The sequence below is a fragment of the Georgenia daeguensis genome (assembly GCF_039537705.1).
GTDB classification, from domain to species: Bacteria; Actinomycetota; Actinomycetes; order Actinomycetales; family Actinomycetaceae; genus Georgenia; species Georgenia daeguensis.
Window position 1 is genome coordinate 1 of record NZ_BAABBA010000028.1, and the last position, 14,039, is coordinate 14,039.

A 14,039-nucleotide genomic window follows, 5' to 3' on the forward strand; every position below is an offset into this window, starting at 1 on the left:
GGCGACGGCGGAGCACGGGGCCGCGGCGACGGCGGCCGCCGCGCCGACGTCCTGCGGGTCGACCGCGACGACGTCGGGCGGCTGGGCCGCGGCCACGTCGGGCCGACGTGCGGCCGCCCACGGACCGACGGGTCCGGAGATGCCGACGGGGCCCCGCCCGCTGGACCGCCGACGTCTGCTGATCGGCGCGGGCGCCGTGGCCGGGGTCGCCCTGGCGGGGGCCACCGTCTCCCGGGTGGCGGGCGTCCGCACGCCGACACCGCCCATCGCCCTGCCGGCCCCGGCGAGCCCCGCACCTCCGCTGCCGGCCGCCGCCGACCTCAAGATCGACGGGCTCGCTCCCTTCCGCACGCCCAACGGCGAGTTCTACCGGATCGACACCGCCTTCGTCGTCCCCCGGGTGGACCCCGCCACCTGGACGCTGCGGGTCCACGGCCTCGTCGAGCGCGAGGTGACCCTGAGCCTGGACGACCTGCTCGGCGAGGACCTCGTCGAGGCCTGGGTGACGCTGTGCTGCGTGTCGAACAACGTGGGCGGCGACCTCGTGGGGAACGCGCTCTGGCTCGGCCTGCCGGTGCGCGAGGTACTGGCCCGGGCCGGCGTGGCCCCCGGGGCGGACATGGTGCTCTCCCGCAGCGTCGACGGCTTCACGGCCTCGACCCCGCTCGAGGTCCTCACCGACGAGCGTGACGCCCTGCTCGCCGTCGCCATGAACGGCGAGCCGCTGCCGCCCGAGCACGGCTACCCGGTGCGCCTCGTGGTGCCCGGCCTCTACGGCTACGTCTCTGCCACGAAGTGGGTCAGCGAGCTGAAGGTCACCAGGTTCGCCGACGACGTCGCCTACTGGAGCACCCGGGGCTGGTCGGAGAAGGCACCGGTGAAGATCGCCTCGCGCATCGACGTCCCACGACCCGGCCGGGCCCCTCGGGCCGGCGAGGTGATGGTGGCGGGCGTGGCCTGGGCGCAGCACACGGGCATCGGCAAGGTCGAGGTGCGGATCGACGACGGCGACTGGCAGCCGGCCGAGCTCGCGGACCTGGTCAGCGTGGACACCTGGCGGCAGTGGTTCTACCGCTGGGACGCACCCGCCGGCGACCACGCGATCGAGGTCCGGGCCACGGGGCTCGACGGCATCGTCCAGACGAGTCAGCGCCGGCCGCCGGCACCCGACGGCGCCACGGGGCTGCACCGGGTGGAGGTCCGGGTGGAGGGGTAGCGGGCCCGCTCCGTCCGCCGCCCTCGCCGAGTGTCACCCGCCGTGGCGTCCGAGGCAACGGCGACCGAGCGACCTGTGCGAGTCAGAGGGGCGCGAGGCGGGCCCGGAGCAGGCAGAACTCGTTGCCCTCGGGGTCGGCCAGGACGTGCCACGGCTCCTCGCCCGTCTGACCGATGTCGGCCGGGCGAGCCCCGATGTCCAGGAGGCGTTCGAGCTCGGCGTCCTGATCGCGGTCGGTGGCGTTGACGTCGATGTGCAGCCGGGACCTTCCCTTCTCCGGCTCGTCCCTGCGACTGAGGATGATCGTCGGCTGGGGACCACCGAACCCCTCGCGCGGCCCGATCTCCACATATTCGCCGTCCTCACGATCGAGCACGACGAAGTCGAGGACCTCGCACCAGAACCGCGCGAGCAGCTCGGGGTCGCGACAGCCGAGCACGAGCTCACCGATACGGCACGCCATGACGAACCTGCCCTCCAGCCGGGGAACCGCGGGAGGCCAGAACCGCGTCGTCCCCCGCAGCGACATGATTCCTTCGACCGTACCGAGCGAGCCGGCGCGGGTGAACCGATTTTCCGGTGGTGGGGCTGGCACGCCCACCCCGTGACGTCAGCTCCGGTCGTCCAGGACGGGCACCAGCGCCCCGCAGACCGCCCCGAGCGCGGCGCCCGCGAGCGCTCCCGTGGCGGTGCCCAGGAGGGCCACCGCTCCCGCGGACCAGTGCGCCGGGGCCGACTGCGCGCCGGCGAAGATCACCACCATCGCCGGTGCCCAGGCCAGCGCGCTGACCCCGATCCACCGCCACGGGTGCGCCACGGCCGCCCTGGGCGCCGCGCCCCGCGCCGCGGCGCCCCGGATCACCCAGGCCTGCGCCGCACCGAGCACCGCCCCCATCGCGAGACCCAGGGCGGCGGCCCCGCCCACCACGACGGCCACGGACGGCGCGGCTCCGCCGTCGTCCTGGGCCAGCACGGCGGGGGCCGAGGCGGCGGCCCAGCCGAGCCCGGCGACCGCCACGGTGACCAGGACGAACCGGCCCGCACGCAGCCGGCGCACGGAGGGCCTGAGCGCCGCCGCCTGGGCGAGCCCGATCGCCGTCCCCTCGACCAGCCCGCCGAGCACGACGACGCCCCAGGCGCCCGCGACGCCCGCCCGGCCGTCGGCCACGGACGTCGCGACGCGTGCGGCCGCCGCGGCCGCGGTCATCCCGACCGCCTCCGCCGCCGCGCACAGGCCGACCCAGCGCAGCAGCCTCTGCGACCGCCTCATCGGCTCGCCGACCGCCGGTACTGCCAGGTGGCGAGCGGGACGAAGATCAGCAGGAACACCCCGGCCCACAGGACGGTGTAGAGCTCCGGGTTCTGCAGCGCCCAGGACGTCGGCTCGGGCGCGAGCGGGTTCGGGTCGGGGTTGCCGAAGTTGTCCCGGGCGGCCTGGGTGACCGCGGACACCGGGTTCCACTCCGCGAACGTCTGCAGCGGCCCGGGGAGGGAGTCGAGCGGGACGAAGGTGTTCGCGACGAACGTGAGCGGGAAGATCACGATGAAGGCCGCGTTGTTGACCACCTCCGGGGTCGGGACCAGCATCCCGATCCACGCCATGAGCCAGGAGATCGCGTAGGCGAAGAGCAGCAGCAGGAAGAAGCCGAGCAGCGCCTCGGGCACGGAGGTGCGGATCCGCCACCCCACGAGCAGGCCGGTGAGCCCCATGACCACCAGCACGAGGACGTTGTTGACGGCGTCGGCGAGCGTGCGCCCCACGAGCACCGCGGAGCCGGACATCGGCAGCGAGCGGAACCGGTCGATGATCCCCTTCTTGATGTCGTCGGCCAGGGCGGCCCCGGTGATGGTCGCCCCGAAGACCACCGTCTGCGCGAAGATCCCGGCGATGAGGAACTCCCGGTAGGCGGCACCGCCGCTCTCGGCGTCGATCGCCCCGCCGAAGACGTACGCGAAGAGCAGCACGAACATGATCGGCTGCAGGGTCGTGAAGACGAGCAGGTCCGGCACCCGCTTGATCTTGATGAGGTTGCGCCGCGCGACCACACGGCCGTCGTTCACGGCGGTGCGCAGGCTCATCGCGACTCCCTCGCGGTCTCGCGGGCGTGGCGCCGGTGCTCGCCCGGGCGGCCGTCCTGCCCGGCGAGCGGCGCGGCGGCGCCGTCGGCCTCCGCGCCGTCCACGGCCGCGTGACCGGTGAGCGCCAGGAAGACGTCGTCGAGGGTGGGACGCCGCACGCCGATGTCGTCGACCGAGAGGCGGGCGTCGTCGAGGAGGTGCAGGGCGTCCACCAGCGGCCCGGTGCCCCCGGCGGTGGGCAGCACGAGCAGGCGGGTCCGTTCGTCCTGGGTCACCGGCCCGGTGGCCAGCGGCTCCAGGAGCCGGCGCGCCCGGGCCAGCTCCGTGACGTCGGTCATCACGATCTCCAGCCGCTCGCCGCCGACCTGGCGCTTGAGCTGGTCGGCCGAGCCGCGGGCGATCGTGCGGCCGTGGTCGATCACCAGGATGTCGTCGGCCAGCTGGTCGGCCTCCTCCAGGTACTGCGTGGTCAGCAGCACCGTGGTCCCGCCCCCCACCAGGGTCTGGATCACCTCCCACATGTCCAGCCGCGACCGTGGGTCCAGCCCGGTGGTGGGCTCGTCGAGAAAGAGCACCGGCGGGTCCGCCACGAGCGCCCCGGCAAGGTCGAGACGCCGGCGCATACCGCCGGAGTAGGTCTTGGTGGGCCGGTCAGCCGCGTCCTCGAGCCGGAACTTGGCGAGGAGCTCCCGCGCCCGCTCGCGCGAGCGGCGCCGCCCCAGGTGGTAGAGCTGGCCGATCATGTCGAGGTTCTCGAAGCCGGTGAGGTACTCGTCCACCGCCGCGTACTGCCCCGACACGCCGATCCGCTCCCGGACCAGCCCGGGTTCCCGCCGCACGTCCGCGCCGGCCACCCGGGCCTCGCCGGCGTCGGCGCGCAGAAGCGTGGTCAGGATGCGGATGCAGGTGGTCTTCCCGGCGCCGTTGGGCCCGAGCAGACCCAGGACGGTGCCCGCGGGGACCTCGAGGCTCACGTCGTCGAGGGCGACGACCTCTCCGTACCGCTTGGCCAGGCCGACGGCCTGGATGGCGTGGCTCACAACGTCGAAGGTACGCGCGCCGCCGCGGGCTGCCCAGGAGTTTTCCGGTGCCGGATACCCTGACGCCATGAGCGCCACGACCTGGACGGGGGGACCGCTGAGCGAGCGGGCCACCTGCGTCCTCGCGCCGAACCCGGGCGTCATGACCCTCGAGGGCACCAACACCTGGCTGCTGCGTGCCCCGGGCGGCAGCGACGTGGTGGTGGTGGATCCCGGCCCGGCCGACGACGGCCACGTCTCGCGGGTCCTTCAGGCCGCGGCCGCCGACGGCGGACGGGTCGCCCTCGTCCTGCTCACCCACCACCACCGCGACCACGCGGGCGCGGCCGAGGCGATCGCCGGGCCAACGGGCGCCCCGGTCCGGGGCGGCGGCCACGGGGCCCTCGCCGACGGGGAACGGGTGGACCTCGCAGACCTGTCGGTGGAGGTGCTGGCCACGCCGGGCCACACCGCCGACTCCGTGTCCTTCCTTCTTCGTGCCGACGGCCTGCTCCTGACCGGGGACACGGTGCTCGGCCGCGGCACGAGCGTGCTGGCCTGGCCGGACGGGAACCTCACGGACTACCTGCGCAGCCTCGACCGGCTCGCCGCGGCGGTGCGCGAGGGGCTCGTCTCCCGGATCGCCCCCGGGCACGGCCCCGCCGTGGACGACCCCGCCGGCGTCCTCTCCGGGCTCCGGCAGCACCGGCTGACGCGCCTGCAGGAGATCCGGTCCGCCGTCGAGGGCGGGGCGGACGACGTCGACGAGCTCGTCACCGCCGTGTACGGCACGCACCTGGGCGCGGACCGGCGCCGGGCGGCGACGATGAGCGTGCGGGCCCAGCTGGACCATCTCGGCATCGTCCTGGACCGGGAGCCGGGATGACCGACCTGACCACGGCGACGGCGCGACGGGCGCCCGCGGAGGAGGTGGTGCTGCTGGCGGAGGACGGCACCGCCGTCGGCACCGCGGACAAGGCGCTCGTGCACACCCGCGACACCCCGCTCCATCTGGCGTTCTCCTGCCACCTCTTCGACGACGCCGGACGCGTCCTGGTCACCCGCCGCGCCCTGACCAAGATCACGTGGCCGGGCGTGTGGACCAACGCGTTCTGCGGCCACCCCGCGCCCGGGGAGGCGATGACGGACGCGGTGCGCCGCCGCGGTCGGCACGAGCTCGGCGTGGAGATCAGCGAGCCCGCGGCGGTCCTGCCGGACTTCCGCTACCGCGCGGTCGACGCCTCCGGCATCGTCGAGAACGAGATCTGCCCCGTGCACACCGCGCGTGCGCTGGCGGAGCCGCGCCCCGACCCGACGGAGGTCGCCGAGCACCGCTGGGTCCGCCCCGAGGATCTCCTCGCCGCCGTCACGGCCGCGCCCTGGGCGTTCAGCCCCTGGCTGGTGTCCCAGCTCGCCGACCCCCGTCTTGCGGAGCTCCTCGCGCCGCGGTGAGACGGACGCGGGACCGTTTGGTCCGCGACGGGCCGTGTTCCCTAGGGTCGGAGCATGGACCACACACGACTCGGCCGCTCCGGCCTGACCGTCTCCGTCGTCGGCCTCGGCTGCAACAACCTCGGCCGGGCGGGCGCGGCGACGGAGTCCGCGGAGGGGGCGACCGCCGTCGTCCACGCCGCCCTCGACGCCGGCATCACCCTCTTCGACACCGCCGACACCTACGGCAAGGAGCCCGGCCTGAGCGAGCGGCTGCTCGGGCGGGCGCTGGCCGGCCGGCGCGACGAGGCGATCGTGGCGACCAAGTTCGGCATGGACATGCGCGGGGCGAACGGCCCGGACTTCGGCGCCCGCGGCTCGCGCCGCTACATCGTCACCGCCGTCGAGGCGTCGCTGCGGCGCCTGGGCACGGACTGGATCGACCTCTACCAGTTCCACACGCCCGACCCGCTCACCCCGGTCGAGGAGACGCTCGCCGCGCTCGACACCCTCGTGACCTCGGGGAAGGTCCGCTACGTCGGGCACTCCAACCGGGCGGGGTGGCAGATCGCCGAGGCGGCCCACGTGGCGCGGGAGGGCGGCTGGACCCCGTTCGTCTCGGCGCAGAACCACTACAACCTGCTCGACCGCCGTGCCGAGCTCGAGGTGGTGCCGGCGGCCGAGCGCTACGGGCTCGGCGTGCTGCCGTACTTCCCGCTCGCCAACGGCCTGCTGACCGGCAAGTACAGCGGTGGCACCGCGCCGGCAGGCAGCCGGCTGACCCGCTCCCGCCAGGAGCTGCTCGAGCGCGCCGACTACGACCAGCTGCGGCAGTTCGGGGACTTCGCGCGCGAGCGCGGCCTGACCGAGGTCGAGGTGGCGTTCTCCTGGCTCGCCTCCTGCCCCGCCGTCGCCAGCGTCATCGCCGGGGCCACCACGCCGGAGCAGGTGCGCCAGAACGCCGCCGCGGTCTCCTGGGTGCCCACGCCCGAGGACGAGGCGACGCTCGACGCGCTCTTCCCGCGGGTGCCGAGGGTGGCGCTCTTCTGACGGGGACGGCGAAGGGCGGGCGGCCTCGCGGCCGCCCGCCCCTGCGGGGTCCGGGGTCAGCCCGGTCGGTGCAGGACGGCGGTCAGTGCATGACCGCCTTCTCGGCACCGGCTCCCGTCATCGACCGGACCTCCATCTCCGCCTGCTTCACGGCGTCGTGCTCCTTCGACGTCACCGACCCCAGCCAGCCGAGGAAGAACCCGAGCGGCACCGAGACGATCGCGGGGTTGGACAGCGGGAACCAGGCGATGTCGATGCTCGAGATCATCGCCGTCTCCGAACCCGTCACCACGGGGGAGAAGACGATCAGGACGAGGGCGGACACCAGGCCGCCGTAGATGCTCCACACCGACCCGCGGGTGTTGAACCGCTTCCAGTACAGCGAGTACAGGATCGAGGGGAGGTTCGCGCTCGCCGCGATCGCGAACGCGAGCGAGACCAGGAAGGCCACGTTCTGCCCGTTGGCGAGCACCCCGCCCAGGATCGAGATGGCGCCGATGGTCACCGCGGTGCGGCGGGCGACCTTGACCTCCTGCTCCGGGTCGGCCTCTCCGTGCTTGAGCACGCCGTTGTAGATGTCGTGCGCGAAGGACGCCGACGCGGTGATCGTCAGGCCCGCGACGACGGCGAGGATCGTCGCGAAGGCGACGGCGGCGATCACACCGAGCAGCAGTGTCCCGCCCAGCTCGTAGGCGAGCGCCGGCGCCGCGGAGTTGGCCGCGCCCGGCGCGGCGAGGATGGCCTCGGCGCCGACCAGGTAGGCGGCCCCGAACCCCAGCACCAGGGTGAAGAGGTAGAACGCGCCGATGAGGCCGATCGCCCAGCTGACCGACCGCCGCGCCTCCTTGGCGGTGGGCACGGTGTAGAAGCGCATCAGCACGTGCGGCAGGCCGGCGGCGCCGAAGACCAGCGCGATCGCCAGGGAGACGAAGCCCAGCTTGGAGGTCTCCGAGGCGCCGTACTGCAGCATCGGCTCGGCGATCCGCGCCCCCTCCGGGTGGACGGCGATCGCGTCGCCGATGACGGCCGAGAGGTTCATGCCGTTCAGGGCCAGGACCCACACGGTCATCAGGCCGGCGCCGATGATGAGCAGCACCGCCTTGATGATCTGGACCCAGGTGGTGCCCTTCATCCCGCCGATCAGCACGTAGAGGATCATCAGGGCGCCGACGACGGCGATGACCAGGCCCTGGCCGAACTTGCCGTCGATACCGAGCAGGAGGGCGACGAGCCCGCCCGCGCCGGCCATCTGCGCCAGCAGGTAGAAGAACGACACCGCGAGGGTCGAGGTGGCCGCGGCGGTGCGCACCGGCCGCTGCCGCATCCGGAAGCTCAGCACGTCGGCCATCGTGTACTTGCCGGTGTTGCGCAGCGGCTCCGCGACGAGCAGCAGGGCGACGAGCCAGGCGACGAGGAAGCCGATGGAGTACAGCAGGCCGTCGTAGCCGTAGAGCGCGACCGCGCCCACGATGCCCAGGAAGGACGCCGCGGAGAGGTAGTCGCCGGCGATGGCGATGCCGTTCTGGCGGCCGGTGAAGGACCGGCCGCCGTGGTAGAAGTCGCCCACGGAGGTGTTCTGCTTCGAGACCCGGACGACGATGACCAGCGTGACGACGACGAACGCGAGGAAGATCGCGATGTTGAGGAACGGGTTGCCGACGTCCATCAGGCGTCTCCCTCCAGCTCGGCCCGCATCTTCGACGCGAGGGGGTCAAGGTTGCGGTTCGCGTGGCGGACGTAGAGCCACGTGAGCAGGAACGTCGTGGCGAACTGCGCGAGGCCCATCAGCAGGCCCACGTTGATGTTCCCCACGACCGGGGTCGACATGAGCTCCTCCGCGTACGTCGAGAGCAGCACGTAGGCGAAGTACCAGACGAGGAACGCCACGGTCCACGGGAACGCGAAGGTGCGGAACTTCCGCCGCAGCTCGGCGAACTCGGCCGAGCTCTGCGCCGCGACGAACTCCTCCGCCGTCGTGATGCGGTACCCGCCCTGGGCCGGCTCGCCGAGCTCGGGGAGCGGGTTGTGGTGAGGGGGCAGGTGAGACTCGGGATCGTGCGCTGACATCGGGCCTCCAGGCGGTGTGTCGTGGGTCACAGCGGTGTGAGTCGGCGTCAACGTACCTGCTGCGGGGGCCCGCGTCCACGACCGCACGGAGCACTTTCGGCCGGACATCGTCCGGCTGGTCGGGGCTTTGTCCGGGTCCTCCTGGTTCGCGCCGTGGTGGGTGTGCCGCCCGCGGCGTCGGCGATTCTCCACGGTGCGGCGCTCGCCGCCGCCATACTGTGCGGATGCAGATGCCTGCCGTCGAGCTCCACGTCCACCTCGAGGGAACCCTGGAGCCGGAGATGATCCTGGCTCTCGCCGAGCGCAACCGCGTCGAGCTGCCGTACGCGGACCTGGACGACCTGCGCTCGCGGTACTCCTTCGTCGATCTCCAGAGCTTCCTCGACCTCTACTACGCCAACATGGCGGTGCTGCGCACCGCCGAGGACTTCCACGACCTGACGACGGCGTACCTGCTCCGCGCCCGGGACGCGGGGGTCCGGCACGCCGAGGTGTTCCTCGACGTCCAGGCGCACACCGGCCGCGGCATCCCGGCCGCCGAGGTGGTCGACGGCGTGACCTCGGCCCTCGCGCGCAGCGGGGAGCACGGTCTGACCAGCGGACTCATCGTCACCTTCCTGCGTCACCTGCCCGGCGCCGACGCGCTCGCCACGCTGCGCGAGCTGCTCGCCCTGGACGCGCCGCTGCTCGGCGTGGGCCTGTGCTCCACCGAGCTGACCAGCCACGCCTCGGAGTTCGCGCCGGCGTTCGACCTGGCCAGGGCCAGCGGGCTGCACGTCGTGGCCCACGCCGGCGAGGAGGGGCCGCCGCAGAACGTCGTGGACGCGCTCGACATCCTCCACGTCGAGCGCGTGGACCACGGGGTGCGCGCCATGGAAGACCCTGCGCTGGTGGCCCGCCTGGCCCGCGACCGGGTGCCGCTGACGGTCTGCCCCCTGTCCAACGTGCGGCTGCGGGTCGTGGACACCCTTGCCGACCACCCGCTGCGGGCGATGCTCGACGCCGGCCTGGTGGTCACCGTCAACTCCGACGACCCTGCCTACTTCGGCGGGTACCTCGACGAGAACCTCCGGCAGGTCGCCCAGACCCTTGATCTCGGCCCGGACGAGCTGCACACGCTGGCCCGCAACGGTGTGGAGGCGGCGTTCGTCGACGACGCCCGACGGGCGGAGCTCGGCGCCGAGGTCACTGCCTGGCACCGCACGCTCGTCGCACGCGACTGACCGCGAGCCCGCGCGTCGCCGTGGTGCCCGGGCGCGCCGGGCCGGTGGTCCCGACGCCCCGGGCCCGCAGGCTCCCTGACCGGCGGCCTCCGGACGGGCCCGGGCCCGAAGACCCTGGTCCGCACCCGACCCGTCGTGTTGAATGACCGGAGCTGGCACTGACGCTGACCAGGAGGTCCCGATGCGGGTCGAGTCGAGCATGCTGTCGTTGTCGTGGATCCCGTCGGACTCGGTGAGCGGCTGGCTCAAGGCGGGGTTCGACGTCGGGCTGGCCCACTACGACAACCCGCCTGTGGACACCCTCGCCGGCCTCGAGGAGGTCCACCGCCTACGTTCGGATGACCGTTTCCGGTTCGTCAACCACCTCAGCGCCTGGGCGGAGTTCGACGAGCTCGGTGCCCCGCTCGAGTGGGGCTTCGCGCCCGACTCCGGCATCGTGATGGGCTCGACCACCGTGCGGGTGGCGAGCGTCGGGGCGACGTTCGGCGGCTACTCGCTGCCGGTGCTGCAGCAGGAGCCGGTCGTCGAGCACGGCAGCGTCCACTTCACGCAGACCGTCGGCGGCCGCACCGGCGTGCCGCTGCCCCGGCCCGTCCTGCATGCGCCGTTCGTGCTCTGGCAGGCGCCGATCGTGTGGACGACCCTCGCCCTGACCCTGCGCGCCGACGGCAGCACCGAGATCGCGATGCCCGGTGCCAGCGTGTTCCCGAGGCACTGGGTCTACGGCCCGGACGGCAGGCTCGCGCTCAAGAGCGGCCTGACGGACCTGGACAGCTGGATGGCGCACTCCTTCGGCCCCCGCACCCCCTGGGGCGATCAGGACTCCGAGGCCCTCGTCGTCGCGGCCGAGACCGCTCTCGAGCGTCAGCTCTCCGAGGGCATCATGCGCGGCGGTGCGCGCCCGGAGATCCGTCGCGCCCCGGCGGGGACCACCATCACCACCCAGGGGGAACCGGGGGAGGAGATCTACCTCGTGCTCGACGGCGTGCTCGACGTCGCCGTCGACGGCCAGAAGGTCGCCCAGGTCGGCCCCGGTGCGGTGCTCGGGGAACGGGCCGTCCTCGAGGGCGGCCTGCGCACCTCGACGCTGACCGCCGTCACGCCCGTGCGGCTCGCCGTCGCGGGCGCCGAGACGCTCGACGTCGAGAAGCTGCGCGCCGTCGCCGAACTGCACCGGCGCGAGGACGGCTGACGCGCCGCCGCGACGGCGCCGGACGCGTCCGCCTCCCGCGGGCCCGCGGGGACGAACGTCCCGGCGGAGAAACCAGCGGGCGGTGGACGATTCGTACAAGACGGACGGGGCCGTCCCTCCGGCCCCGTCCGCCCCGCCGGGCCGCCCCGGTGCGCCACGACCCTTCGACCCCCGGGACACCGCGATGACACCACCGGCAACGAGCTACGCCCCCGACCTGCTCGACGAGAGCCGGGAGCGGAGCGAGAGATCGCGCCGCAACGCGTTCGTCGTGATGCTCCTGTCCTCCCTCGTCAGCCTCGTCGCCTCGCTGGTGCTCTCGATCGACGCCGTGCGCCTGGCGGCCGACCCGGACGTGGCCCTCGCCTGCAACATCAACTCCGCGATCTCGTGCGGCACGGTGGCGCAGGCCTGGCAGGCGAGCGTGCTGGGATTCCCCAACGCCTTCCTCGGCCTGATCGCCGAGCCCGTCGTCATCACCCTCGCGGTGGCCGCGCTCGGTGGCGTGCGCTTCCCCCGGTGGTTCATGAACGCAGCCCAGGTGGTCTACCTCATCGGCTTCGGGTTCGCGTACTGGCTCTTCGCCCAGTCCTTCTTCGTGATCGGCTCGCTGTGCCCCTGGTGCCTGCTGGTGACGGTGTCCACCACGACGGTCTTCACCTCGCTGCTGCGCGTGAACATCGTGGACAACACCTTCGGTCTGCCGCCGGCGCTGCACGAGCGGGCGTGCGCGTGGCTGCGCATGGGGGCCGACTACGCCCTCGAGGTGGTCTGGTTCGTCCTGCTCGCGGCCGCCATCCTGCTGAAGTACCAGGCGGCGATCTTCTAGAGCTGCGGAACACCGTGCCGTGGTTCGTCGTTTAACCGGGCGTGACTGATGCAGCACTCGATCCTGGCCGCCCCATCGACGTCGACCCGGCCGCCGCCCGCCGCGCCCGAGCCGCCGTCCAGCGCGCCGAGCCCGGGGAGGACCTCGCGCAGACCCTCGACCTCGTCGAGCGGATGACCACGATGACGCGGTCCCAGGAGCAGATCTCGCGGGCGATCGAACGACTCACCGGCCTGCGCCTCGGTGAGCTGCAGGCACTCTCCGCCGTCGCCCAGGGAGCCGATCACCCGCGAGCCGTCGCACGCCGCACCGGCCAGGCGGACGCCGCGGCGGAGGCCACGGTGGAGGGCCTCTGCGCCCGCGGACTGCTCGACCGTCACCACCACCCGCTCGCCCGGGGAGGCGGTCGGCCGCGCCTGGTGCACGTGACCGAGACCGGCAGGGTCACGCTCGAGCAGGCGGAAGCCCTCCAGGTCCGGCTTCTCGACGCCGTCGTCGGCAGCCTGGACGAGGTGGGGGCCGACCGGATGAGGGACGCGGTGCGCAGCATGGCCGACGCGCTGGACCCTGCCCAGGTCACGGCGCGGCGCCCCGAGCTGGCGCCGGCCGTGCTCACCGACGTCTCCTGAGAGCCTGTGGGTGACGGCTCCGACGGCTGAGGGCCTGTGGAGGACGGCGCGGACGACGCCGCGCCTCGTGTGATCATTCGGGTCAGCACCTCACATCCTCGCCACCCGGAGCGTCTACCCATCGTGAAGCCGTTCGAGCACGTCGTCCGCGACCACGGCGCAGCCGTGCTGAGGGTGTGCCGCGCCCTCGCCGGGCCGGTGGACGCCGACGACGTCTGGTCCGAGACCTTCCTCGCCGCGCTCCGGGCGTACCCGCGCCTCGACGACGGCGCGAACGTGGAGGCGTGGCTGGTCACCATCGCGCGGCGCAAGGCCGTCGATCTGCACCGGGCCCGGGGGCGGCTCGCCGTCCCGGTCGCGGACGTCCCGGCGACGGCGGCGAGCGGTCCGGAGCCCGAGGCGCACGACGACCTCTGGGAGGCCATGCGGGCGCTGACCGAGCGACAGCGTGCGGCGATCGCCTTCCACCACCTGGCGGGACTGCCCTACGCCGAGGTCGCCGCCGTGGTCGGCGGCACCGAGCCCGCGGCGCGGCGAGCGGCCGCCGACGGGATCAAGCACCTGCGCAAGACACTGGAGGCTCGACGATGACCACCACCGGACCCACGACCCTCGGCGGCGCGCCGAACGAGTCCGCGACCACCTCGCCCGGGGGCGACGCGCCGAGCGAGGCCGAGGCCGACGTGCTCACGGGCCTGCACGACGTCTCCCCGGAGGACCTCGCCCGGCTGCACGGCCGGCTCGCCGCCCGGGCCGCGGAGGAGGACCTGCTCGACGTCGCCTTCCGCACGCTGGAGAGCCCGGTGGGGGAGCTGCTGCTCGCCGCCACCCCGGCCGGGCTTCTTCGGGTCGCCTTCGACGTCGAGGGCCACGACGCCGTCCTCGACCGCATCGCACTCACGGTCAGCCCGAGGATCCTGCATGCGCCGCACCGGCTCGACGTCGTCGCCCACGAGCTCGACGAGTACTTCGCCGGGCGCCGCCGCTCCTTCGACGTCCCCCTCGACCTCCGGCTCACCGCCGGGTTCCGTCGGGAGGTCCTGGACCACCTCACCGACGTGGCCTACGGCCGGACGGTGACGTACACGGAGCTCGCGACCGCGTCCGGACGTCCGCGTGCGGTGCGCGCCGCGGCGACCGCCTGCGCCACCAACCCGGTCCCGCTCGTGGTGCCGTGCCACCGGGTCCTGCGTGCCGACGGCACGCTCGGCGGGTACCTCGGCGGCCTCGACGCCAAGCGCACGCTGCTCGAGCTGGAGCGTGCGGCGTGAACGCCCGGCAGGCGGTGGACGCGAGCGCGACCG

The 14,039-nt window shown here is 73.6% G+C and carries 16 protein-coding genes; 10 read left to right on the forward strand and 6 right to left on the reverse strand.

Translation table 11 applies throughout. The features are described from left to right. Positions 1 to 139: 139 nt before the first annotated feature. Entirely contained in the window at positions 140 to 1,216 is a 1,077-nt protein-coding gene (locus ABD774_RS18930) for a molybdopterin-dependent oxidoreductase (RefSeq protein ID WP_425554604.1), read from the forward strand. An 82-nt stretch (positions 1,217 to 1,298) separates the two neighbouring features. Here the strand turns inward: ABD774_RS18930 and ABD774_RS18935 are convergent, their stop codons facing one another. The 4 genes from ABD774_RS18935 to ABD774_RS18950 form a co-directional block, all read right to left on the reverse strand. Further along, entirely contained in the window at positions 1,299 to 1,679 is a 381-nt protein-coding gene (locus tag ABD774_RS18935) for a VOC family protein (protein ID WP_345044823.1), read from the reverse strand. Between the two features lie 147 nt (positions 1,680 to 1,826). Further along, the gene (locus tag ABD774_RS18940) at positions 1,827 to 2,486 is read right to left on the reverse strand and encodes a hypothetical protein (protein WP_345044737.1); all 660 of its coding nucleotides are present in this window, start codon (positions 2,484 to 2,486) and stop codon (positions 1,827 to 1,829) included. Continuing rightward, complete coding sequence (locus ABD774_RS18945; RefSeq protein ID WP_345044739.1) at positions 2,483 to 3,295, reverse strand: ABC transporter permease; 813 nt, start codon at positions 3,293 to 3,295, stop codon at positions 2,483 to 2,485. The genes ABD774_RS18940 and ABD774_RS18945 overlap by 4 nt, the downstream gene beginning before the upstream one ends. After that, on the reverse strand, positions 3,292 to 4,335 hold the full coding sequence (locus ABD774_RS18950) for an ATP-binding cassette domain-containing protein (protein WP_345044742.1): 1,044 nt from the start codon (positions 4,333 to 4,335) through the stop codon (positions 3,292 to 3,294). Before ABD774_RS18950 ends, ABD774_RS18945 begins: the two co-directional genes overlap by 4 nt. Before the next feature lie 67 nt (positions 4,336 to 4,402). Here ABD774_RS18950 and ABD774_RS18955 point away from each other — a divergent pair, with 67 nt between their 5' ends. Genes ABD774_RS18955 through ABD774_RS18965 form a run of 3 tightly spaced genes read left to right on the forward strand, consistent with a single transcriptional unit; the run spans position 4,403 to position 6,795 of the window. After that, a complete protein-coding gene (locus ABD774_RS18955) occupies positions 4,403 to 5,200 on the forward strand; it encodes an MBL fold metallo-hydrolase (RefSeq protein WP_345044744.1) in 798 nt (265 codons plus the stop codon). Next, a complete protein-coding gene (gene idi / locus ABD774_RS18960; RefSeq protein WP_345044747.1) occupies positions 5,197 to 5,766 on the forward strand; it encodes an isopentenyl-diphosphate Delta-isomerase in 570 nt (189 codons plus the stop codon). Before ABD774_RS18955 ends, idi begins: the two co-directional genes overlap by 4 nt. Positions 5,767 to 5,820: 54 nt before the next feature. Then, positions 5,821 to 6,795 (forward strand): aldo/keto reductase, encoded by a 975-nt coding sequence (locus ABD774_RS18965; protein WP_345044750.1) that lies wholly within the window; start codon positions 5,821 to 5,823, stop codon positions 6,793 to 6,795. Between the two features lie 82 nt (positions 6,796 to 6,877). On the opposite strand, the gene ABD774_RS18970 is transcribed toward ABD774_RS18965, so the two are convergent. Continuing rightward, on the reverse strand, positions 6,878 to 8,461 hold the full coding sequence (locus ABD774_RS18970) for a solute symporter family protein (RefSeq protein ID WP_345044752.1): 1,584 nt from the start codon (positions 8,459 to 8,461) through the stop codon (positions 6,878 to 6,880). Continuing rightward, positions 8,461 to 8,862 carry a DUF485 domain-containing protein gene (locus tag ABD774_RS18975; protein ID WP_345044755.1) on the reverse strand — a complete coding sequence of 134 codons (402 nt, stop codon included), beginning with the start codon at positions 8,860 to 8,862 and terminating at the stop codon, positions 8,461 to 8,463. The genes ABD774_RS18970 and ABD774_RS18975 overlap by 1 nt, the downstream gene beginning before the upstream one ends. Before the next feature lie 224 nt (positions 8,863 to 9,086). Here ABD774_RS18975 and ABD774_RS18980 point away from each other — a divergent pair, with 224 nt between their 5' ends. From ABD774_RS18980 to ABD774_RS19005, 6 genes are all read left to right on the forward strand, one after another. After that, positions 9,087 to 10,085: an adenosine deaminase gene (locus ABD774_RS18980; protein WP_345044758.1), complete on the forward strand. Its 999-nt coding sequence runs from the start codon at positions 9,087 to 9,089 to the stop codon at positions 10,083 to 10,085. A gap of 181 nt (positions 10,086 to 10,266) precedes the next feature. Beyond that, on the forward strand, positions 10,267 to 11,277 hold the full coding sequence (locus ABD774_RS18985; protein ID WP_345044761.1) for a cyclic nucleotide-binding domain-containing protein: 1,011 nt from the start codon (positions 10,267 to 10,269) through the stop codon (positions 11,275 to 11,277). 184 nt (positions 11,278 to 11,461) lie between these two features. Beyond that, positions 11,462 to 12,106, forward strand: coding sequence for a vitamin K epoxide reductase family protein (locus ABD774_RS18990; RefSeq protein ID WP_345044764.1), 645 nt, complete (start codon positions 11,462 to 11,464; stop codon positions 12,104 to 12,106). 41 nt (positions 12,107 to 12,147) lie between these two features. After that, complete coding sequence (locus ABD774_RS18995; protein WP_345044766.1) at positions 12,148 to 12,735, forward strand: MarR family winged helix-turn-helix transcriptional regulator; 588 nt, start codon at positions 12,148 to 12,150, stop codon at positions 12,733 to 12,735. A 120-nt stretch (positions 12,736 to 12,855) separates the two neighbouring features. Next, positions 12,856 to 13,326, forward strand: a complete 471-nt coding sequence (locus ABD774_RS19000) for an RNA polymerase sigma factor (protein ID WP_345044825.1) — start codon at positions 12,856 to 12,858, stop codon at positions 13,324 to 13,326. Continuing rightward, complete coding sequence (locus tag ABD774_RS19005) at positions 13,323 to 14,006, forward strand: methylated-DNA--[protein]-cysteine S-methyltransferase (RefSeq protein ID WP_345044769.1); 684 nt, start codon at positions 13,323 to 13,325, stop codon at positions 14,004 to 14,006. Before ABD774_RS19000 ends, ABD774_RS19005 begins: the two co-directional genes overlap by 4 nt. Positions 14,007 to 14,039 lie beyond the last annotated feature (33 nt).